Source organism: Azospirillum argentinense, from assembly GCF_000632475.1.
Classification (GTDB): Bacteria; Pseudomonadota; Alphaproteobacteria; order Azospirillales; family Azospirillaceae; genus Azospirillum; species Azospirillum baldaniorum.
The window spans coordinates 606708-626173 of sequence record NZ_CP007796.1; the positions used below are offsets into that span (position 1 = coordinate 606708).

At 70.7% G+C, this 19466-nt stretch carries 17 protein-coding genes; 8 read left to right on the top strand and 9 right to left on the bottom strand.

Annotated elements, in window-relative coordinates:
- The first annotated feature begins 3 nt into the window (after positions 1-3).
- From ABAZ39_RS28930 to ABAZ39_RS28960, 7 genes are all read left to right on the top strand, one after another.
- Positions 4-2331: a molybdopterin-dependent oxidoreductase gene (locus ABAZ39_RS28930; protein ID WP_040137676.1), complete on the top strand. Its 2328-nt coding sequence runs from the start codon at positions 4-6 to the stop codon at positions 2329-2331.
- Entirely contained in the window at positions 2328-3086 is a 759-nt protein-coding gene (locus ABAZ39_RS28935; RefSeq protein WP_040137677.1) for an SDR family NAD(P)-dependent oxidoreductase, read from the top strand. The genes ABAZ39_RS28930 and ABAZ39_RS28935 overlap by 4 nt, the downstream gene beginning before the upstream one ends.
- A 199-nt stretch (positions 3087-3285) precedes the next feature.
- Positions 3286-3792, top strand: coding sequence for a sigma-70 family RNA polymerase sigma factor (locus tag ABAZ39_RS28940; RefSeq protein ID WP_040137678.1), 507 nt, complete (start codon positions 3286-3288; stop codon positions 3790-3792).
- The gene (locus ABAZ39_RS28945) at positions 3792-4739 is read left to right on the top strand and encodes a FecR family protein (protein ID WP_040137679.1); all 948 of its coding nucleotides are present in this window, start codon (positions 3792-3794) and stop codon (positions 4737-4739) included. Before ABAZ39_RS28940 ends, ABAZ39_RS28945 begins: the two co-directional genes overlap by 1 nt.
- Positions 4740-4851: 112 nt before the next feature.
- Positions 4852-7362: a TonB-dependent siderophore receptor gene (locus ABAZ39_RS28950; protein WP_051658686.1), complete on the top strand. Its 2511-nt coding sequence runs from the start codon at positions 4852-4854 to the stop codon at positions 7360-7362.
- Positions 7362-8615, top strand: coding sequence for an efflux RND transporter periplasmic adaptor subunit (locus tag ABAZ39_RS28955; RefSeq protein ID WP_040137680.1), 1254 nt, complete (start codon positions 7362-7364; stop codon positions 8613-8615). The genes ABAZ39_RS28950 and ABAZ39_RS28955 overlap by 1 nt, the downstream gene beginning before the upstream one ends.
- Positions 8612-10549: a MacB family efflux pump subunit gene (locus tag ABAZ39_RS28960; RefSeq protein WP_040137681.1), complete on the top strand. Its 1938-nt coding sequence runs from the start codon at positions 8612-8614 to the stop codon at positions 10547-10549. Before ABAZ39_RS28955 ends, ABAZ39_RS28960 begins: the two co-directional genes overlap by 4 nt.
- A 133-nt stretch (positions 10550-10682) precedes the next feature.
- Here ABAZ39_RS28960 and ABAZ39_RS28965 read toward each other — a convergent pair whose 3' ends face one another.
- Genes ABAZ39_RS28965 through ABAZ39_RS29000 form a run of 8 tightly spaced genes read right to left on the bottom strand, consistent with a single transcriptional unit; the run spans position 10683 to position 16562 of the window.
- Positions 10683-11546 carry a metal ABC transporter solute-binding protein, Zn/Mn family gene (locus ABAZ39_RS28965; RefSeq protein ID WP_040137682.1) on the bottom strand — a complete coding sequence of 288 codons (864 nt, stop codon included), beginning with the start codon at positions 11544-11546 and terminating at the stop codon, positions 10683-10685.
- Positions 11543-12433 carry a metal ABC transporter permease gene (locus ABAZ39_RS28970; protein WP_014199230.1) on the bottom strand — a complete coding sequence of 297 codons (891 nt, stop codon included), beginning with the start codon at positions 12431-12433 and terminating at the stop codon, positions 11543-11545. Before ABAZ39_RS28970 ends, ABAZ39_RS28965 begins: the two co-directional genes overlap by 4 nt.
- Positions 12430-13158, bottom strand: coding sequence for a metal ABC transporter ATP-binding protein (locus ABAZ39_RS28975; RefSeq protein ID WP_040137683.1), 729 nt, complete (start codon positions 13156-13158; stop codon positions 12430-12432). Before ABAZ39_RS28975 ends, ABAZ39_RS28970 begins: the two co-directional genes overlap by 4 nt.
- Positions 13155-14090: a metal ABC transporter solute-binding protein, Zn/Mn family gene (locus ABAZ39_RS28980; protein WP_040137684.1), complete on the bottom strand. Its 936-nt coding sequence runs from the start codon at positions 14088-14090 to the stop codon at positions 13155-13157. Before ABAZ39_RS28980 ends, ABAZ39_RS28975 begins: the two co-directional genes overlap by 4 nt.
- The gene (locus ABAZ39_RS28985) at positions 14087-14638 is read right to left on the bottom strand and encodes a DUF6162 family protein (RefSeq protein WP_040137685.1); all 552 of its coding nucleotides are present in this window, start codon (positions 14636-14638) and stop codon (positions 14087-14089) included. The genes ABAZ39_RS28980 and ABAZ39_RS28985 overlap by 4 nt, the downstream gene beginning before the upstream one ends.
- Positions 14639-14660: 22 nt before the next feature.
- Positions 14661-14978, bottom strand: a complete 318-nt coding sequence (locus ABAZ39_RS28990) for a hypothetical protein (RefSeq protein ID WP_040137686.1) — start codon at positions 14976-14978, stop codon at positions 14661-14663.
- Positions 14975-15433: a PA2404 family protein gene (locus ABAZ39_RS28995; RefSeq protein ID WP_040137687.1), complete on the bottom strand. Its 459-nt coding sequence runs from the start codon at positions 15431-15433 to the stop codon at positions 14975-14977. Before ABAZ39_RS28995 ends, ABAZ39_RS28990 begins: the two co-directional genes overlap by 4 nt.
- Positions 15426-16562, bottom strand: a complete 1137-nt coding sequence (locus ABAZ39_RS29000) for a PepSY-associated TM helix domain-containing protein (protein WP_040137688.1) — start codon at positions 16560-16562, stop codon at positions 15426-15428. Before ABAZ39_RS29000 ends, ABAZ39_RS28995 begins: the two co-directional genes overlap by 8 nt.
- Before the next feature lie 303 nt (positions 16563-16865).
- On the opposite strand from ABAZ39_RS29000, the gene ABAZ39_RS29005 reads away from it, so the two are divergent.
- The gene (locus tag ABAZ39_RS29005) at positions 16866-17186 is read left to right on the top strand and encodes a carboxymuconolactone decarboxylase family protein (protein WP_040137689.1); all 321 of its coding nucleotides are present in this window, start codon (positions 16866-16868) and stop codon (positions 17184-17186) included.
- Between the two features lie 118 nt (positions 17187-17304).
- On the opposite strand, the gene ABAZ39_RS33545 is transcribed toward ABAZ39_RS29005, so the two are convergent.
- Complete coding sequence (locus ABAZ39_RS33545; RefSeq protein ID WP_051658688.1) at positions 17305-19401, bottom strand: caspase family protein; 2097 nt, start codon at positions 19399-19401, stop codon at positions 17305-17307.
- Between the last annotated feature and the right edge of the window lie 65 nt (positions 19402-19466).

Below are 19466 nucleotides of genomic sequence, written 5' to 3' on the forward strand. Positions count from 1 at the left end.
GCAATGCTCACCGCCACCCATTGGGGCGTCTACCGGCCGCGCGTCGAGCGCGGCCGGCTCGCCGCGCTCGACCCCATGCCATGGGACGCCGATCCGTCGCCGATCGGCCGCTCCATGGTGGAGGGGATCACCGCCTCCAGCCGCATCCGCCGCCCGGCGGTGCGCGCCGGCTGGCTGCGCGCCGGCCCGGATTCACGCCCGAATTCACGGGAGGGCCGCGGACGGGAACCCTTCGTCGAGGTGCCGTGGGACGAGGCGCTCGACCTCGTGGCCGGGGAATTGGAGCGGGTCCGCCGCATCCACGGCAACACGGCGATCTACGGCGGCTCCTACGGCTGGGGCAGCGCCGGCCGGTTCCACCACGCGCAAAGCCAGATCCACCGCTTCATGAACGCGGTGGGGGGCTGCGTCACCCACCGCGACAGCTATTCCCTGGGGGCGGCGCGCGTGCTGCTGCCGCACATCCTGGGCACCATCGACGACCTGCTGCCCGCCCAGACGGCCTGGAGCAGCCTGGAACGGCACGGGGAGTTGTTCGTCGCCTTCGGCGGCCTGCCGGCGAAGAACGCGCAGGTCGGTTCCGGCGGGGCGAGCGACCACATCCTGCGGCCGGCGCTGCGCCGCCTGCGCGCCGCGGGGATGCGCTTCGTCAACGTCAGCCCGGTTCGCCAGGATCTGGAGGACGTGCCGGAGGCCGAATGGCTGGCCATCCGGCCGGGCACCGACGCGGCGCTGATGCTGGCGCTGAGCCACACGCTGGTGACGGAGGGGCTGCACGACCCGGACTTCCTCGACCGCTGCACGGTGGGCTTCGAGCCCTTCCGCCGCTACCTGCTGGGGGAAGCGGACGGACGGCCGAAGGACGCCGGATGGGCCGCGGCGATCACCGGCCTTCCGGCCGGGTCCATCCGGGATCTGGCGCGCCGCATGGCGTGGCACCGCACGACGGTGAACGTCGCCTGGTCGCTGCAGCGGGCCGTCCATGGCGAGCAGCCATTTTGGGCGGCGGTGGCGCTGGCGGCCCTGCTCGGCCAGATCGGCACGCCGGGCGGCGGGCTCGGCATCGGCTACGGCACCTTGAACGGCCACGGATCGGACCGGCGCGTCTTTTCCGGGCCGCGGCTGCCGCAGGGAATGAATCCGGTGTCCGCCTTCATCCCGGTGGCGCGCATCGCCGACCTGCTGCTGAATCCCGGCGGCGGCTGCACCTACGACGGGCGCTGGGTGACCTATCCCGACATCCGGCTGGTCTATTGGGCGGGCGGCAACGCCTTCCACCACCACCAGGACCTCAACCGCCTGATCCGTGCGTGGCGCCGCCCCGAGACGATCGTGGTGCAGGACCCCTTCTGGACCGCCCAGGCGAAGTTCGCCGACATCGTGCTTCCCGCCACCACACCGCTGGAGCGGGACGACATCGGCGGCTCGGCGGGCGACCGCTTCCTGATCGCCATGAAGCGCGCGGTTCCGCCGGTCGGCGAGGCGCGCGACGATTACGCGATCTTCTCCGCCCTGGCCGAACGGCTGGGTGTGGGGGACGCCTACACGGACCGGCGCAGCGTGGAGGACTGGCTGCGCCACCTCTACGAGGAGTCCCGCGGGCGCGCCGAACGGGCCGGGGTGGAACTGCCGCCCTTCGACCGCTTCTGGGAGGACGGGCTGTTCGAAATCCCGCCCGCACCGGAAAAGGTGTTCCTGAAGGCCTTCCGCACGGACCCGGAACGCTCTCTGTTGCCCACCCCGTCGGGACGGATCGAGATCGCCAGCGCCACCATCGCGGGGTTCGGGATTCCCGACTGCCCCGGCCACCCGGTCTGGCTGGCCCCGCCGGCGGATCTGCGCCCGTCGGCGACGCATCCCCTGCATCTGCTGTCGAACCAGCCGCGAACCCGGCTGCACAGCCAGTACGACCACGGAACGGTCAGCCGGGCCTCGAAGATCGCCGGGCGGGAACCGATCCTCATCAACCCACAAGACGCCGCCGCCCGCGGCATCGCCGACGGCGACGTGGTGCGGGTGTTCAACGGAAGGGGCGCCTTCCTGGCGGGCGCGGTCCTCAGCGAGGGCATCCGGGCCGGGGTGCTCCAGATCGCCACCGGCGCTTGGTACGACCCGCTCGAACCCGACCGCGACGGCAGCGCGGACAAGCACGGGAATCCCAATCTGGTGACGCCGGACATCGGCGCCTCCGGCCTCTCCCAGGGCTGTGCGGCGCAGAGCGCCGCCGTGGAGGTGGAGCGCTGGGACGGCGACGCGCCGCCCGTCACCGCCTTCGATCCCCCGCGCTTCGTCACACGCGGCGGGGAGGACCATTCCGGAGAGCATGCATGAGACTGAAGGACAAAGTCGCCCTGGTGACCGGCGGGGCGCGGGGCATCGGTCTCGCCATCGCCCGCGCCCTGACGGCGGAAGGGGCGGTGCCGGTGGTCGCCGACATCGACGGGGACGGCGCCCGTGCGGCGGTGGCGACGCTCGACCATCGGAACGGGCTGGCGCTGGCGTTGAACGTGGCCGACGCGGAGTCGGTCGCGGCATCCATCCACGCCGTCACGGAGCGCTACGGCCGCCTCGACATCCTCGTCAACAACGCGGGCATCGGCAGCAGCACGCCCTTTCTGGATGTGCGGCTGGAGGACTGGAACCGCACCATCGCGGTGAACCTGACCGGCGCCTTCCTGGTGGCCCAGGCCGCCGCCCGCGTGATGGCCGGGCACGGCGCGGGACGGATCGTCAACGTCACCTCCCCCTCCGGCCAGCGCGGCGGACGCGGGCGGGCGGCCTATGGGGCGTCGAAGGCCGGGCTCGAGCTGCTGACCAAGGTCATGGCGGTGGAACTGGCCGAGCACGGCATCACCGTGAACGCCATCGCTCCCGGCCCGATCGAGACCGAGATGGTCCGTCACGCCCACGACGCCGACACCCGCGCCGCCTATGGCCGGCTGATTCCCATGGGGCGTTACGGCAATCCGGAGGACATCGGCGCGGCGGCCGTCTTCCTGTGCTCCGACGAGAGCCGCTATGTGCACGGCCATGTCCTGAACGTGGACGGCGGTTTCGGCGGCGCCGGCCTGATGACCGGCAAATAGGGCACGCCAGTCCATCAGACACCATCCAGGGCCCGCCCCACGCGCACGCCTCTCCCGACTACAGGACGTTCACCGACCGCCACCCCCTCACCGCCTCATGGCAAAGATTTTTTCTCCGGTCGATCTATCGATTGCGAATGATTCGCATTCATGGTTAGGAGTGGTTTTCACGGTTCTGGGAACGGGTGTTGCCGAGGTCATGGCTGAACGAGACCGGTCTTCCCTGCTGGGGCTGCTGCTCGACCATTATGAGGAGATGACGGGCCATCTGGCCCGGCGCCTGGGGTCGCTGTGCCTGGCCGAGGACGTCGTGCAGGACACCTACCTGCGCCTGCGCAGCCTGACCGCCCTGCCGGAGATCGACAACCCGCGCTCCTACCTGTACCGCATGGCCGACAACATCGCGCTGGACCGGATGCGCGCGGAAGCCCGCCGGGGGCGCCGCTTCGCCCCGGCGGAGCTGGGCCTCGACCGCCCGCTGGACGAGCCGGACGCCGAGGCGACGCTGGAGCACAAGCAGCGGCTGGAGCGGCTGAGCCAAGCCATGGCCGAACTGCCGCCGCGCTGCCGGGAGGTGTTTCTGCTTCACAAATTCGATGGCTTGAGCCATGCCGACATCGCCGCCCGCCTCGGCATCTCGCGCAGCATGGTGGAGAAGCATGTCATGAAGGCCCTGGCCCATTGCCGCGACCGGCTGGCGCTCTGATGGAGCGCGATCGCGACCAGCCGGACTTACCGGACACCCCGCGGGACGCGGCCCTGGCGTGGTTCGTGCGCATGGAGTCGGGCGACGCCGACGCGGCGGACCGCCGGGCCTTTCATGCCTGGCTGGCGCAGGACCCGGCCCACCGCCGCGAATACGACCGGCTGGCCGGGCTGTGGGGCGATCTGGACCGGGTGCCCGATCCGCGCAAGGAACGCCGTGCCGCGCCGACGCGGCGCCGTTTCCTGGCGCTCGGCGCCGTTGGCGGGGCGGCCGCCTGCGCCGCGGCGCTGGGCGGCGTGGTCGTCCTGACCGGCTGGCCGGGCGACCTGACGACCGGGATCGGCGAGCGGCGGACGGTGACGCTGGACGACGGCTCGGTCCTGACCCTGGACGCCGACAGCGCGGTGGCCGTCGCCTTCACTCCCGCGGAACGGCGCGTCCGTCTGACCGGGGGTCGGGCGCATTTCGTGACCGCTCCCGACCCGGGGCGCCCCTTCGTCGTCACCTGCGCCGACGGGCGGATCGCCACCGCCGACGCCAGCTTCGTGGTGCACCGCTGCCTGGACTCCGTGGTGGTGGCGGTGGAGTCCGGAACGGCCAGCCTGACCACCGGGATGGCGCCCCCCCTTCCCATCGCCGCCGGACAAAGCCGGTCCTATGGCCCCGATGGTCCCGGCCCGCTGCTGAGCCAGGGCGTGGCGGTGGAGAACGCATGGCGGCACGGCCGGCTGGTCTTCCAGGGACAGCCGCTCGACGCGGTGATCGCCGATCTCAACCGCTACCACCCCGCCCGCATCGTGCTGTGGGACCGCCCGCTCGCCGGCCTGCGCTTCGACGGCAGCGTGGACATCAGCCGGCCGGACGCCGCCCTGAACGCCATTCTCCGCACGCTTCCCTTGCGCACGCTGCGTCCCGTTCCCGGCTTGGTCATCATTCGTTCCGTCTAGCCGGTTCGTATCAAATTTTTTCCAAATCAAGGTGAGGTGGTTTCCACCGGACAACGTCGTGACTTGCATACGCGAAAATGCAACTCATTCGCAAAATGACGGGGTCTCGGTGATGATCGATGTTGGGGGGCGTCTGCTGCGGGGGCAGACGGCGCGCGGGAACAAGGTGTGGGGGAACAAGGTGCGGACCGGTTGGGCTCCGGCTTTGTTGGGCATGCTGCTGGCATCGACCGCGCTGCACGGCGCCTTGGCGGCGCCGATGACGACCGGGGAAGCGCCCGTGCAGGTGGCCCAGCAGGGCCGGACCGTCAGCTTCGCCATCGCGGCCGGGCCGCTGCCGGGGGTGCTCGCCGCCTACGGGCAGGCCACCGGCTTCCAGGTGCTCTACCCCTCCGACATCGCGCAGGGCGTGTCCTCGCCGGGGGTGACGGGCACTCTGGCGCCGCAGGACGCGCTGATCCGCCTGCTGGCCGGCACCGGCCTGATCGCCCGCTTCGTCGATCCCGACACGGTGACGCTGGAGAAGCTGCCGGCCCAGGCCGGGAATGCGGCGGTGCTCGACCCGGTGACCGTCCAGGGCGGGCTATCCCGCGACCCCGGCCGCAGCGAGGGTACCGGCTCCTACACCACCGGATCGACCGACAGCGCCACCAAGCTGCCCCTGACGCCGCGCGAGACGCCGCAGTCGGTCAGCGTGATGACCCGCCAGCGCATGGACGACCAGGGCCTGAACGAGATCCGCGACGTGCTCAACCAGACGGTGGGCGTGTCACGGATGCAGCGCGGCGCGATGGGCAGCGACGGAGACGAGGTCTATGCCCGCGGCTTCCCGGTGACGAATTATCAGGTGAACGGCATCCCGCGGTCGACCGTGTACGGGTTCGACGACTCCATCTCCGACATGGCGGTGTTCGACCGGGTCGAGGTGGTGCGCGGCGCGACCGGCCTGCTGAACGGCGTCGGCGAGCCGTCGGCCTCGGTCAATCTGGTCCGCAAGCGCCCGACCCCGACCCTCCAGGGCTACGCCGAGGGGCAGATCGGCTCCTGGGAGCGCTACCGCGGCGAGGCCGACCTGTCGGGTCCGCTGACCGAGAACGGCCGCCTGCGCGGGCGCGTCGTCGGCGCCTATCAGGACAACAACAGCTTCATCGACCGCCTGCACGGGCGCAAGAAGGTGCTCTACGGAGTCCTGGAGGCCGACGTCACCGAGGACACCACCTGGACGGTCGGCGTCGAGTACCAGAAGCACCGCTCCGACGACGCCTCCAACTCCGGCTTCCCGCTGTTCTACAGCGACGGGACGAAGACGAACCTCCCCCGCTCCTACAACAGCGGCGCCCGCTGGGCGTACCACATGCACGACAACCTGACCGTCTTCAGCGAGCTGAAGCACCGCTTCGGTGACGGCTGGACGGCGACGCTGAACGTGGAGCGCAACAACCGCGAATATGACAGCCTGCTCGGCTTCGGCACCCGCGGCGACCTGAACCGGGACGGCACCGGCATGAGCGTCTGGGCGGGCCGCTGGAACTCCGACCTGGAGCAGACCTCCGTCAGCGCCGACGTGAACGGCGGCTTCGACCTGTTCGGGCGGCGGCACGACCTGATGGCCGGCGTCAGCGGCTATTACGCCAAGCGCGAGGGGCTCAGCCACCCGCTCTGGAACATCCCCGGCTACGATCCTTCGATCCCCAACTACTTCACCTGGAACGGCAGCATCGCCCAGCCGACGCTCAACCCGACCGGCCGGTCGCAAACCGACGAGCGGCAGATGGCCGCCTACGCCGCGACCCGCCTGCGTCCGATCGACGCGCTGTCGGTCATCCTCGGCAGCCGCATCAGCCGGTGGGAGCAGATCGAGAAGAGCAGCCCGAACGCGGGGGCGGGAAGCTACAGCAAGCGGGCGGAGAACGGCGTGCTCACGCCCTACGCCGGTGTCGTGCTCGACCTGACCGACATCTGGTCGGTTTACGCCAGCTACACCAGCATCTTCAAGCCGCAGAACTACAAGGACGCCAGCGGCCAGTCCCTCGACCCGCTGGACGGCGACGCCTACGAGGCCGGCCTGAAGGCCGAGTTCTTCGGCGGCGCCCTGAACGCCAGCGCCGCCGTGTTCCTGATCCAGCAGAACAACCTGGGCGAGGTCGATCCCGGCCGCTTCGCCCCGGACGGCACGCAGGCCTACCGGGCGGTGAAGGGTGCGGAAAGCAAGGGCTTCGATCTGGAGGTCGCGGGCGAGGTGATGACCGGCTGGCAGGTCGGCGGCGGCTACAGCCACAGCTCGGTCAAGAACGCCGACGGCCAGCGGATGATGACCTATGTGCCGCGCGACACCTTCAAGCTGTTCACCACCTACCGCCTGCCGGGCGCCTGGGACCGCCTGACGGTGGGTGGCAATTTCCGGTGGGAAGGCGACGTCTACACCGGGACCGGCGCCGAGCGCTACGACCGCGACGGCTACGCGGTGGTCGATTTGATGGCCCGCTATCAGATCACCGACAAGGTGTCGGCCACGCTGAACGTCAACAACCTGTTCGACAAGAAGTATCTGAGCAACATCGACGTCTCCGGCTACTACGGCGAGCCGCGCAACGTCCTGCTGTCCCTGCGGGCGACGTGGTGATGACGGCGCGGCGGTCGGCGGCGGCTTCCGGTTCCCGGCGCGGTGTGCGCCGCGGTCTCGCCGCCGCCGCGCTGGTGCTCGGCGGGCTGGCCTCCGCCGCCCTGCTGCGCCCGGCCGATCCCGCCGCCTCGGCGGAGGTGGCGGTGGTCGGCCGCGGCACGGTCGAGGACACGGTGACGGCGCTCGGCAAGATCCAGCCGCGCGCCTACGTCGATGTCGGCGCCCAGGTGTCCGGCCAGTTGACCCGGCTGCACGTGACAGTCGGGCAGATGGTCCGCGAGGGCGATCTGCTGGCCGAGATCGACCCCGCCCTGCAACAGGCCAAGGTCGAGGCCGGGCGCGCCGAACGCGCCCGCCTGACCGCCCTGCTGGCTGAGCAGCGGGCGCGCGCCGACTTCGCCGAGGCCCAGTTGGCCCGTCAGGCGGCGCTGCGGCGCAGCGGGTCGGGGCGCGGCGAGGCCTTCGACCAGGCCCGCATGGAGGCGCGCATCGCCGCCGCCCAGGTCGAGGCCACCCAAGCGCAGATCCGCCAGACGGACTCGACCCTCCAGGCCGACGAGGCGCAGCTCGGCTACACCCGCATCTACGCGCCGATGAGCGGCACGCTGATCGCGGTGGACGCCCGCCAGGGCCAGACCATCAACTCCGCCTACGAGGCGCCGGTCCTGATGCGGATCGCCGACCTGTCGGCGATGACCGTGTGGACCCAGGTGTCGGAAGCCGACGTGACGCGGCTGAGGGACGGCATGCCGCTCTACTTCACCACGCTCGGCCATCCGGGGCGGCGCTGGACCGCACGCCTGCAGGAGATTCTGCCCGCACCGCCGAAGCCGCCCACAACGGGAAACGGCGGCGGCTCGTCCGCGTCCGGGGGCGGCGGAGCGGCCAACAGCGTCGTGCTCTACACCGCGCTGTTCGAAATCGCCAACGACCGGGGGGAGCTGCGCCCGGACATGACCGCCCAGGTCTTCTTCGTGGCCGCCGCGGCCAGGGACGCCGTCACCGTTCCGGTCGCCGCCCTGACCCCGGCCATCCCGACTCCGGCCGCCCCGACTCCGGCTGATGAGGCGGCGGAGCGGCACCGCGTGACGCTGATCGGCAGCGGTGGCGCCATCGAGACGCGCGAGGTCCGCGTCGGGGTGCGCGACCGCTTCAACGCCCAGATCCTGGAGGGGCTGGCCGAAGGCGAGCGGATCGTGGTGGGCTGGAAAACCGACGACGGCCGCCCGCCCAAGATCGGGTTCCGGCTGTGAGCGGCCCGCTCCTCGTCCTGGAGGACATCCGCAAGACCTACATCAGCGGCGGCGGCCTGGCGGTCGAGGTGCTGCGCGGCGTTTCCCTGACCGTCGAGGCGGGGGAGTTCGTCGCCATCGTCGGCAGCTCCGGCTCCGGCAAATCGACGCTGATGAACATTCTCGGCGGGCTCGACCGCCCGACCTCCGGACGCTACCGCGTCGACGGGCGCGACGTGACGGCGCTGGAGGGCGACGAGCGGGCGGCGTTGCGGCGGGACGGGTTCGGCTTCGTCTTCCAGCACTACCATCTGATCCCCGGCACGACGGCGCAGGAGAATGTCGAGATGCCGGGCCGCTACGCGGGCCTGCCCGCCGCGCTGCGCGAAGGCCGCGCCGTGGAGTTGCTGGGCCGCCTGGGGCTGGAGGAGCGGCGCCATCACCGCCCCAACCAGCTTTCGGGCGGCCAGCAACAGCGCGTGTCCATCGCGCGGGCGCTGATGAACGACGCCCCGGTGATCCTGGCCGACGAGCCGACCGGTGCTTTGGACAGCGCCAGCGGGGCGGAGGTGGTGGCGCTGCTGCGCGAGCTGTCCGCCGCCGGCCGCACGGTGATTCTCATCACCCACGACCGCAAGGTGGCCGAGGCCGCCGGCCGGGTGATCGAAATGCGCGACGGCCGGATCGTCGCCGACAGCGGCCGACCGGCCCCGTCACCGGTGGCCCCCTCCCCTGCCGCGGCGGAGCGCGTGGCCGCCGGCGCCTCCCTGTGGACCGACGCCGGGGAAGCCCTGTCGGCAGCGTTGCGGTCGCTGGGTGCCAACGGCTTCCGCACGGCGCTGACCCTGCTCGGCATCGTCATCGGCGTGGCGTCCGTGATCGCTCTGCTCGCCATCGGCGAGGGCGCCAAGCAGGCGGTGATGGCGCGGGTCGGCGCGCTGGGGGTGAACTTGGTCTATGTCGTGGCGGGCAGCGGCGATCCCCGCCTGCCGGCCACGCCACTGACCGAGGCGGACAGCGAGGCCATCCTGGACTTGCCCAACGTCGAGAGCGTGATGCCCTACCTCGACACGCCGGTGATGGTCCGCCACGGCAACATCGACCACCGCACCGAAGGGCTGGCGACTTCGGCGTCGCTGCCGCTGACCCACCGCTGGCCGGTCGCCCGGGGGGCCTTCTTCACCCGCGCCGACGAGCGGGCCGGGGCGGCGGTGGCGGTTCTCGGCCACCGCGTCGCCGAACGGCTGTTTCCGCGCGGGGAGTCGCCGCTGGGCAAGCATGTGCTGGTGAACAACATTCCCTTCCTGGTCACCGGCGTGATGGCGCAGAAGGGCGACCTGACCGGCAACCAGAGCACCGACGACTGGGTGTTCGTGCCGCTGTCCACGGGCGTGCAACGCCTGATCGGCAAGCCGGACCTGCAACTGATCCTGGTCTCGGTGCACGACGTGGGGCGGATCGGGCAGACCCGCGACGCCATCCGCGCCCTGCTCTCCGAGCGTCACGGCCAGGAGGATTTCCAGATCCACGACGGGACCGCGCGCATCCAGGCGGCGGCGGAGACCCAGGACACCATGACGCTTCTGCTCGGCTGCGCCGCGGTCATCACGCTGCTGGTCGGCGGCATCGGGGTCATGAACATCATGCTGGTCAGCGTGACCGAGCGGACCCGCGAGATCGGCATCCGCATGGCCGTCGGCGCCCGCGCCGCCGACATCGAGCGGCAGTTCCTGATGGAGGCGGCGCTGGTGGCGGGGCTGGGCGGGCTGGCCGGGGTGGCGCTGGGGCTGGCCGGCGGCGCGGTGATCGGGCTGCTGGCAATGCCGGTGGTCTTCACCGCGACCGCGATCGCCGGAGCGGTGGCCTCCGCCGTGCTCACCGGCATGGTCTTCGGCCTGATCCCCGCCCGCCGCGCCGCCCGGCTCGACCCGGTGGCGGCGCTGGCGAGCGAGTGATCGGGAAATTTTTAAGGGTGTAAAGGTGTCGGGGTGTTGTCCCCATCCCAACCTTCCCCCGCTGGGCGGGGGAAGGAGCGTGTTCCCCTCCCCCGCCCAGCGGGGGAGGGCAAGGGTGGGGGTTGGGATTGTTTCACCGCAGCCCCGCCTCCACCTGCTCCGCCATATGCCCCAGCGCCGTGTCCATCGCCGCCGGCGGACCGCTCTCCAGACTGTCCAGCACGATCAGCCGGGCGCCGCCGTCCGCCACAGCCTGGACGATTTCCGGCGCCGGCTGGCGGTGATGCAGCACCACGGGAATTGCCTCGGCCTTCAGGGTGGCGGTCAGCTCGGCCAGACGCTCCGGCGTCCAGTCGCGGTCGTCGCGGGTCCAGACCCGGCGCAGGTCGAGCCCAAGGTCGGCGGCCAGCGTGGCGAAGCGGTCGGACAGCGCCGCCGCCGACGGGTCCGGCAGAGCAGCGAATGCCTGCGCCGACCGGGACGACACCGTCAGCAGCCCGCGCTTCAGGGCGGCGAGATTCGCGTCGATGGCGGTCGCCGACCCAGGGTACAGGCGCCGCAGGTCGGCGGCGAGGATGTCGGCCATCCGCCCGGCGTTGGCGATGCCCAGCCAGGGGAAGGCCGCACCGCCGCTGACCGCGATCCCCGGCAGGGCGCCGTCCACCGGCCGGGAGGCGTCGATCTCGACGAGGCGGATGTTGGCGCGCCGCGCCAGCGGGTAGAGCGGGTCCTCGCCCCAGGCGGAGCGCAGGGTCAGCACCGCGTCGGCCTTGCGGGCGGCCTCCGTCAGCCTGGCCTCGCCGCGCCCGCTCAGGAAGGCGTGTTGGCGCCCCATGGGGATGGCCGGCGGAACCACCGCCTCCACCACCACCGGCGTGCCCTTCGTCAGCGCCTGGGCCAGCCCGGCGGTGACCGGGTGTCCGGCCAGCACCGTCTCGGCGGAGGCGCCCGCCACCGTGGACAGCAGCAGGAGCGCCGCGAGCGTGACGCGCTTCATCCCTCTTCCCCTTTCATGAACAGGCGCGCCAGCAGCGCGCCCAGGAACAGCAGCCCCGCCGCCAGGATGATGGCGCCGCCCGACGGCACCGGCAGGGCGAGTTGCACGGGCAGCAGGATTCCGGCCACCGCCGCCACGCTGGCGAAGGCGACCGACAGCAGGAAGAAGCCGCGCAGCGACGAGGCGACGACCCGCGCCGCGGCGGCGGGAATGACCAGCAGCGCCCCCACCAGGATGGCGCCGATGATCTTCACCGACGCGACGGTGACCACGGTCACCAGCACGATGAACAGATAGTCCAGCCCCTTCACCGGCACGCCGCGCACCCGCGCCAGCGCCGGGTTGAAGCTCGCCAGCAGCAGCCGGTTGAACAGCGGCAGCATCAGCGCGGTCACCCCGAGGGCCACCACCAGCAGCACGGTCAGGTCGCGGTCGTCCACCGTCAGGACCGAGCCGAACAGCACATTCTCCAGGATGTGGATGTTGACCCGGCTCGCCAGGATCAGCAGCAGGCTGGCGCCCAGCGCCAGCGACACCGACAGGAAGACGCCGATCAGCGTGTCGGCGGTCAGGTTGCTGCGGTTGCGCGTGTAGTTGACCAGCAGCGCGAACAGCAGGCAGTAGCCGAACAGGCTGGCGTAAGGGCCGGTGTAGGGCTCCCCCACCAGGATGCCGATGGCGACGCCGGTCAGCGCGGCGTGGCCGACCGCTTCGGAGAAGAAGGCCAGCCGCTTGGTCACCACCAGCGTGCCGAGCCCGCCGAGCACCGGGCCGATGACCAGCCCGGACAGCAGCGCGTTGACGAGAAAGCCGTGGGTCAGCCCAGCGGGCAGCAGCCCGGCCCCGGCCCAGCCCTGCACCAGGGCGCGCAAGGCCTCGAAGCTCATGACGCGATCCTCTCGGCTCCGGTGCGGCGGGGAACAGCCGAGAACAGATCGAACACCCGATCCGGCGACAGCATCTCCAGCGGGGCGCCGTCGAACAGCACGCGCCGGTTCAGGCCGGTCACCCGCGTCGCCAACCGGCGCACCTGGGCCAGATCGTGCTCGACCCACAGGACGGTGGTCCCGGCGGCGGACAGCTCGGCCAGCAGCGTTTCGAAGATGGCGATCCCGGCCTCGTCGAGCGCGGTCATCGGCTCGTCCAGAACGATCAGGTCCGGCGCCGGGATCAGCGCCTGGGCGAGCAGGACGCGCTGTCGCTCGCCTCCCGACAGGGCGCCGAAGCGGCGGCGGGCCTTGCCGGCCATGCCGACGCGGTCCAGCGCCGCGCCGTAATCGATGCGGCGGTCCGGCCCGAGGAAGGCGGGGCGGCGCTGGCACAGCACGGCCAGGAAATCCTCCACCGTCAGCGGCAGGCCGCGGTCGAACTCCACCGATTGCGGCACGTAGGCGATCGTGCCCGGCCCGTCGCCCGGCCAGTCGAGCCGGATGGTCCCGCGGTGCGGCGCCTGACCGAGCAGGGCACGGATCAGCGACGACTTGCCGCCGCCGTTGGGGCCGACCAGCGCGTGGACGGTGCCCGCCGCGACGCGCAGGGACACGCCGTCGAGGATCACCGTGCGCCCCAGCGTCAGGCCCACCGCGTCGAACAGGATGGCGGGTCCCGTCACGGCGCCGCCTCGGCCATCGCCAGCACCAGCGTGTCGAGGTTCCGGGCCATCTCGCGCTCGAACAGGTCCGGCGCGTAGTCGCCGTGCGAGATGTGGGAGAAGGCGTAGAGCCGGATGCCGGTCTCGCGCCGGATCGTCTCGACATAGGCGCTGGGGAAGTTCAGCTCCGAGAAGATCACTTGCACGTCGAGCTTGCGCATCGTCGCGATGGTCTCGGCGAGCTGGGCCGGGCTGGGCTCGATGCCGTGGGCGGGCTCGACGACGGCGGAAACCTCCAGCCCGAACTCGCGCAGCAGGTAATCGTAGGCGCCGTGAATGGTGGCGACGCGCAGGCTGGCGGTGCCGGCCGTCGCGAGCTTCGCCAGCGCGTCGGCCCGCAGCTGGCGCAGGCGACGGGAATAGGCGCGGGCGTTGGCAGCGTAGGCGGCGGCGTTGTCCGGGTCGAGCCGCCCCAGCTCGCGCGCGATGGTCGAAACCTGGAGGACCGAATTGGTGATCGACAGGAAGCTGTGCGGGTTGACCACCTTCCCCGCCGCCCGCGCCGCCGTTCCCGCGGCAGGCAGCAGCGGCACGTCGGCATTGGATTCGACCACCGGCAGCGACGGCTTCGCCGAGGCGGCGATCATCCGCCCGGCGAAATCGTCGTGCCCGATGCCGTTCAGCACGATGGCGTCCAGCCCGCCGATGCGCTGGATATCCTCCGGGCGCGGCTCGTAGGCGTGCGGGTTGAAGCCGGCGGGGATGATCGGCACCACCTCGGCCGCGTCGCCGACGATGTTGGCGACGTAGGAATAGTAGGGGTGCAGGGTGACGCCGAAGCGCCGCCGCCCGGCGGGAGCCGCGACGGCGCGGACGGGCATGGCCACGGCGGGCAGGACCGCAACGGCCATGGCGCCGGCCAGGATCAGGCGGCGGTTGGGAAGAATGCTCATCGGGTCACCCCGGCGGTGAAGGTGGAGACGATCCGCTTCCAGCCGGCGGCGGTCAGCGCCGCGTCCTCCGGTGGGGCGGGCGGGGCTTCGGCGGCGCGCTTCAGCCAGATGTCGGCGCCATGGCCGTCCAGCCGCAGGACCAGGGAGCCGGCCAGCTCCGGCGCGGCGGAAACGCCGGCATAGGCGATGCCATCGCCGGTCCCGGCGAGGGTCCAGGCGTGCCCGCCGCGCGCCGCCGCGCTGGGGTCGGCGGCGAAGGGCGGCAGGGCCTCGGCAGCCAGTTCCTCCGGCGTCGGCGCCCGGCCCTCCGCCTCCCGCAGGGCGGCGATCTCCTCCCCCGCCGCCTTCAGGTCGGCGTAGAGGCCCTGCTCGGCGGCGGTCAGGCCGGTGCGGGAGTCGATGAGGTGGGCGGCCAGCGGGGCTTCCGCGTCCGGAACGGCGCGCAGCCCGACCGCCAGGGCGGCGGACGCGAGAATGGCGCCGGCGGCCAGCAGGACCCACAGGGTCTCGCGCTCGGCCCCGGCGCGGCGGACGATCTGGTGATGCATGGTTCCGGCTTCGCTGAGGGCGCTACTTGATCGCCGTGTGCTCGATCTCGACCGTGTGGCCGGGCCCGGCGTCGAACAGGACGTAGAAGTCCTGCGCGGGGCGCGGGAAGGACAGCGTGGAATCCGGCCCCAGCTTGCCCTTGACCAGCACCTGCTCGTCGTAGGCGATGACGTCCAGCACGACGCCGGGCGCCTTCGACCCGTCGGAGAAGCCGCCGGTGCACTGCACCGTATCGCCCTCGACCATCCGGCATTCGCAGATCGGGTAATGGGCCTCCGCCGCACCGGCGGCGCACAGGGCGAACAGCCCCGCCAGGGCGAACAGGCGGTGGGTCTTCATCGCTTTCCTCCGAAAATCTCGCCCAGCGGCAGGGACGCCTGATGCACCCCGCCGCTCCAATCCTCCATGGTCACCCACAGCTCCTCCGTGCCGGCCAGCTCGTCCGGAACCGTCACGTCGGCCTCCCGCTCGTAGGGGTTGCCGAAGGCGAGCGCGCCCGCGGTGCGCAGGCTGCGCGGCTTGCCGACGCGCAGGAAGACGCCGCGCACCCGGTCGATGTCGGCGGGACGGATGTGGATGCGGTATTCCTTCATCCGCTCCCCCGTCGGCATGCGGGCGGGCGCCTCGTCGTAGGTCGCCAGCGTGACCGGAAAGGGGCCGACGGCGACATCCCGCCGGATCTCGGGCGGGACGAAGATCGGCTTCGGGCTGAAATAGTCGGGGAGGAAGGGCAGCGGCACCAGCATCATCAGGGCGCTGAGATGGAACTTGCCGCGTTGCCAGAGCTTACGCATTGGACGGGCCCTCCGCCAAGCGCAGCCCCCGCACCGCCTCGACCGTGGCGCGGGCGGTCCGCTTCATCCAGATCAGCATGCCGCTGAAGACCAGCGTGGTCATCAGCAGACCGAAGGCGAACCACACCAGCTTGACCGGCAGGCCGCCGAAATCGCCGGTGTGCAGGGCGCGCATGATGGTGCGGGTCAGCTCGATGCCGGACGCCGCCTCCATCCCGCCCTCGATGAGGATCACCTCGGCGGTGAAGGGATTCACCCGGACATAGTCGGGCAGCAGCGGCACCTGCCCGCTGGACCCCGCCACCGTCGCCGGGTCGTAGGCGGTGCCGGGCAGCCACAGATAGCGCAGCCGCATGTCCGGCAGGGCCGCCTTGGCGCTGGCCATGATGGCGTCGACGTCCGGCTGCGGCGCGGTCGCGCTCACCGGGATCTGGTCGCGGGCCAGCAGCACCGGCGCCTTCCCGCCGCCCAGCCCCATCCCGAGATGGAACAGCATCATGTAGATCAGGAACCACAGGCTGGTGACCGAGATGACCGCGATGAACCAGATCGACCATGTGCCGGCGACGCGGTGCAGGTCGCCCCACATCACGCGCGGCGCCTGCCGCCAGCGTATGCGCGGCTGGTAGAAGGATTTCCAGAAGCGCTTGTAGACCACCAGCCCGGTGACCAGCGACCCGAGGAGCGGGATGGCCAGCAAGGTCACGAGGTACCAGCCCACCGGGAAGGTCATGAGCCAGCCGTGCAGCGCGCGGAAGAAGCTCTGGAACGAGTTGCCGGTGGACAGCCCCTGCACCGCCCCGCTGACCGGATTCACCCAGGCGGTGGTGGAGGTTCCGTCGGGCATCGCCATGCGGGCACTGACCGCCATGTGGGAACCGCCCCAGCTCAGCGAACTCACCCGTCCGCCCGGCGCCGCGGCTTCGGCGGCGGCGATCAGCGCGCTGGCCGGCAGCGGTTCCCCGGCACCCGACGCCCGCATGGCGGGATTGACCAGCCACATGATCTCGGTGCTGACCACGGCGATGGTCCCGGTCAGGCAGACGAAGAACAGGAACGCCCAGAGGGGCATCGCCAGCCAGGAGTGCCACAGGAACCACAGCCGCGTGCGCGACTTGCCAACGCTCATCTCGTCCTCTCCGAAGGAACCACCGGTCCTTCTGCTCAGACGAACGCGCACGCCTCCCGCCTCACCCCCAAATGCGAAGAATTCTCATTATCGTTTGCGGCGTGGAACGCGGCGGCCGGACCTGGGCCAAACGGCCTTTGGAAAACCCGGTACGGTTCAGCCTCGCCCCTGACGACGTCATGGCAGTGAGGTTGGGCAACCCAGGGATTGAATATTTTGATTCCGAGCATCCAGATCATGGCGTCTCACGGCACCGACCGGCAGGAATCCCAAAGGAGTCCACGACCAGAGCGGAATGAGCCGATGACCGACACGCCACAAGCAAGCAATGCCTTCCAAACGTTCATAAAAGAAGCGCCGGCCCACCAGCAGGCGTGGCTCGATGCGGTGAAAAAGCTGGGAGTGGCCTCCGCCCTGGACGCCAAAACCGCCGAACTCGTCTACATCGGAATTCTGGCCGCCGCCCGTCTCGAAAGCGGTCTGCCCTTCCATGTCGCTGACGCCAAACGATTGGGCGCCACGCGCGACGAGGTCATCAGCGCCGTGCTGGCGGGGCTTCCCGCGGTCGGCAACGCCGTGATCCAGGCTCTGCCGGTCGCGCTGGCGGCTTACGATCGCAGCTAAGGCGGATTGACAAGCCGTTGCGATTCGAGATTCGGATTGGTTTTGGGCGGCCCGTGCGCGAACGCGTGAAGCGCTCCGCACCGGGCGGCCCTGCTGCAAACGGTTCCTTGCCGTTCGCTCATTTCTGAACGACCACGCTGCCCTGCCAGACGCCGGGGATGACCAGATCCTCACCCGACCCGCCCTTGGCTATGCGCACGCCGGGACCATTCTGAAGCCCACTCCGGAAGGTGCCGACAAACTGGTCGCCGGAACGGAAGGTCATGGTGCCCATGCCTTCGGGTTGCATGTCGGCGATGGTGCCGAGGTAACGGTCGCCATTGCCGAACAGCACTTCCCCCGCCCCGTTCGGGCGGCCGTTGCGGACGTCGCCGGTGAAGACATCGCCGTTGGGGAAGTGGTAGACGCCCGGCCCATTCGGACTGCCGTTCGCGAAAGTGCCCTCGAACCGTTCACCACTGGGGAAGCTATAGACGCCCGTCCCGGTCATGGCGTCGTTCTTCCATTCGCCCTCATAGGCACCGCCGTTGCCATACCGATAGACTCCGTAGCCGTTCTTGGTCGGCCCGTCGCCCTGCCCTCGGTACGAATCGCCATTGGGGAACTGGGAATTGATGCTGCGCCCATCCTGCGCCGCGGCCTGCGCCCGCTTCTGCGCATTCCGTGCCTGCTCTGCCGCGCTGCGGCCGGCGTTGCGCTTGGCCGTGGCCTGTTGGGTCGTCTCACGCGCGCTGGCCACGGCGGATCGGATGGGCGGCGGCAGGTTGGCGAACGGGTCGCCCGGCTTCGATTCCGCCGGCGAACCCGAACCCGGTGAACCGGGACTTGATGAGCCCGAATTCGGTGTCCCCACGGACACGTCCGGGGGTGTGCCGGTCGAACCGGACAACGGCGCCCTTTTCGCCGCGTCCTGCTTGGGAACTTCGGAAAGGCTGGCGAGTGGAATGTAGCCGTCGTTCCAAAACACGTCGCGAACCTTCACCCAATCGCCTTCGGGCACCGGAACGGCAACGGTCACGGGCGCGCCGCGTTCGAGGGTGCGCAGGCTGCGCGCCCCCTTCTCCGGACGGTCCCGCATGGCGATCGCATCCCTGGTGACATAAACGTCGCCCTCGTTCAGACGCCTTTGCGGTGGTGGCGCCTTCGCCTCCTCGGTCTTCGCCGGCGGTTCGGGCGGCGCATCCTTCGTCAGGAGGGTGGATTGGACATAGCCGGTCTTCCCCCCCTCCTCGACGCGCATCCACTCCGCCTTGCCCACCTTGACCTTGGCCGTGACGGACACCGGGGCCGCTTGGTCGAGGGTCCGGACACGGGACGACTTGGCGTCCGGATCCTTGAAGACCGTTGTCTTGCGCGTGGTGTAGAAGTCCCCCTTGAACGGTTCGATGATCACAGCCGACGGTGCGGGGACCGGCGGCTGAGTGGGTGCCGGGGCGGCGGGCGGCGGGGGTGCCGCCTTGCTCACCACCGGATCGCCGGAGGGTGGCGGCGGTGGAGGCGGCGGAAGCGCCGCGACCAGCATCAGATCACCGTCCAACCGGTCCTCGAACCAGATGCGTTGGGCGCCTCCGGAAACGCTGGCGAGCGTCTGGTCCACCGCCTGAAACGCGCGTTTCACCGGGACGCCCGGTTTGACGATCTCCTCGGCAAGCGCTGCGGCGAAGGCGCTGGCGCCGTTCGCCCTGGTCGGCACCGGGGACGATCCCGGCCGCTGACCGAAGGCGATGATCATGCGATCGCGCGGCGTGGTCGTGGCCAGGAGCGGGCTGGCCGAACGGCCGTTCGCTCCCATGGCCGTCGCAAGGCGGTCCACCATCGGGTTGGGCACGATCGGATCGAACGCCACGATGGAACGGTAGCTGGCGTTCTGGATCTGCTCCAGCACCGAATCCAGCTCAACGGTTTCGAGCATGGCGTCCACCTCCATGTTGAGGCGGGCGTCGCTGGGAACGATGAAGCTCTTGTCGTTGAGGCTGAGCACCATGCCCGCATAGTAGAAGGCACCGAGGTCCGCCCGGGCCAAATCCTCCTGGAAGCGGGATAGCGCACGGGTGAGGTTGCGGTGGTTGAGGTCAAACTGGGTGGCCACCTCGAAGCCGGCCTTGCGCAGGGCCTCGGTCACGGTCCGCGCGCTGGCGACGGCGCCCGGTACGGAGCCGCCGTTGTCATAGCGGCCGTTGCCGATCACCAACGCCACGCGCCGCTCCGCGGCCATGGCCTGCTCCACGAAACCCGACAATAAGAGAACCGCCACGAGGACAAACGCGGACAAACCAAAGC

What these genes read in the sequence shown, in the direction of transcription:
- ABAZ39_RS28930 (WP_040137676.1), top strand. Translation starts at nt 4, where the DNA reads ATGCTCACCGCCACCCATTGGGGCGTCTACCGGCCGCGCGTCGAGCGC.
- ABAZ39_RS28935 (WP_040137677.1), top strand. Translation starts at nt 2,328, where the DNA reads ATGAGACTGAAGGACAAAGTCGCCCTGGTGACCGGCGGGGCGCGGGGC.
- ABAZ39_RS28940 (WP_040137678.1), top strand. Translation starts at nt 3,286, where the DNA reads ATGGCTGAACGAGACCGGTCTTCCCTGCTGGGGCTGCTGCTCGACCAT.
- ABAZ39_RS28945 (WP_040137679.1), top strand. Translation starts at nt 3,792, where the DNA reads ATGGAGCGCGATCGCGACCAGCCGGACTTACCGGACACCCCGCGGGAC.
- ABAZ39_RS28950 (WP_051658686.1), top strand. Translation starts at nt 4,852, where the DNA reads ATGATCGATGTTGGGGGGCGTCTGCTGCGGGGGCAGACGGCGCGCGGG.
- ABAZ39_RS28955 (WP_040137680.1), top strand. Translation starts at nt 7,362, where the DNA reads ATGACGGCGCGGCGGTCGGCGGCGGCTTCCGGTTCCCGGCGCGGTGTG.
- ABAZ39_RS28965 (WP_040137682.1), bottom strand. Translation starts at nt 11,546, where the DNA reads ATGAAGCGCGTCACGCTCGCGGCGCTCCTGCTGCTGTCCACGGTGGCG.
- ABAZ39_RS28970 (WP_014199230.1), bottom strand. Translation starts at nt 12,433, where the DNA reads ATGAGCTTCGAGGCCTTGCGCGCCCTGGTGCAGGGCTGGGCCGGGGCC.
- ABAZ39_RS28980 (WP_040137684.1), bottom strand. Translation starts at nt 14,090, where the DNA reads ATGAGCATTCTTCCCAACCGCCGCCTGATCCTGGCCGGCGCCATGGCC.
- ABAZ39_RS28985 (WP_040137685.1), bottom strand. Translation starts at nt 14,638, where the DNA reads ATGCATCACCAGATCGTCCGCCGCGCCGGGGCCGAGCGCGAGACCCTG.
- ABAZ39_RS28990 (WP_040137686.1), bottom strand. Translation starts at nt 14,978, where the DNA reads ATGAAGACCCACCGCCTGTTCGCCCTGGCGGGGCTGTTCGCCCTGTGC.
- ABAZ39_RS28995 (WP_040137687.1), bottom strand. Translation starts at nt 15,433, where the DNA reads ATGCGTAAGCTCTGGCAACGCGGCAAGTTCCATCTCAGCGCCCTGATG.
- ABAZ39_RS29000 (WP_040137688.1), bottom strand. Translation starts at nt 16,562, where the DNA reads ATGAGCGTTGGCAAGTCGCGCACGCGGCTGTGGTTCCTGTGGCACTCC.
- ABAZ39_RS29005 (WP_040137689.1), top strand. Translation starts at nt 16,866, where the DNA reads ATGACCGACACGCCACAAGCAAGCAATGCCTTCCAAACGTTCATAAAA.
- ABAZ39_RS33545 (WP_051658688.1), bottom strand. Translation starts at nt 19,401, where the DNA reads ATGGCCGCGGAGCGGCGCGTGGCGTTGGTGATCGGCAACGGCCGCTAT.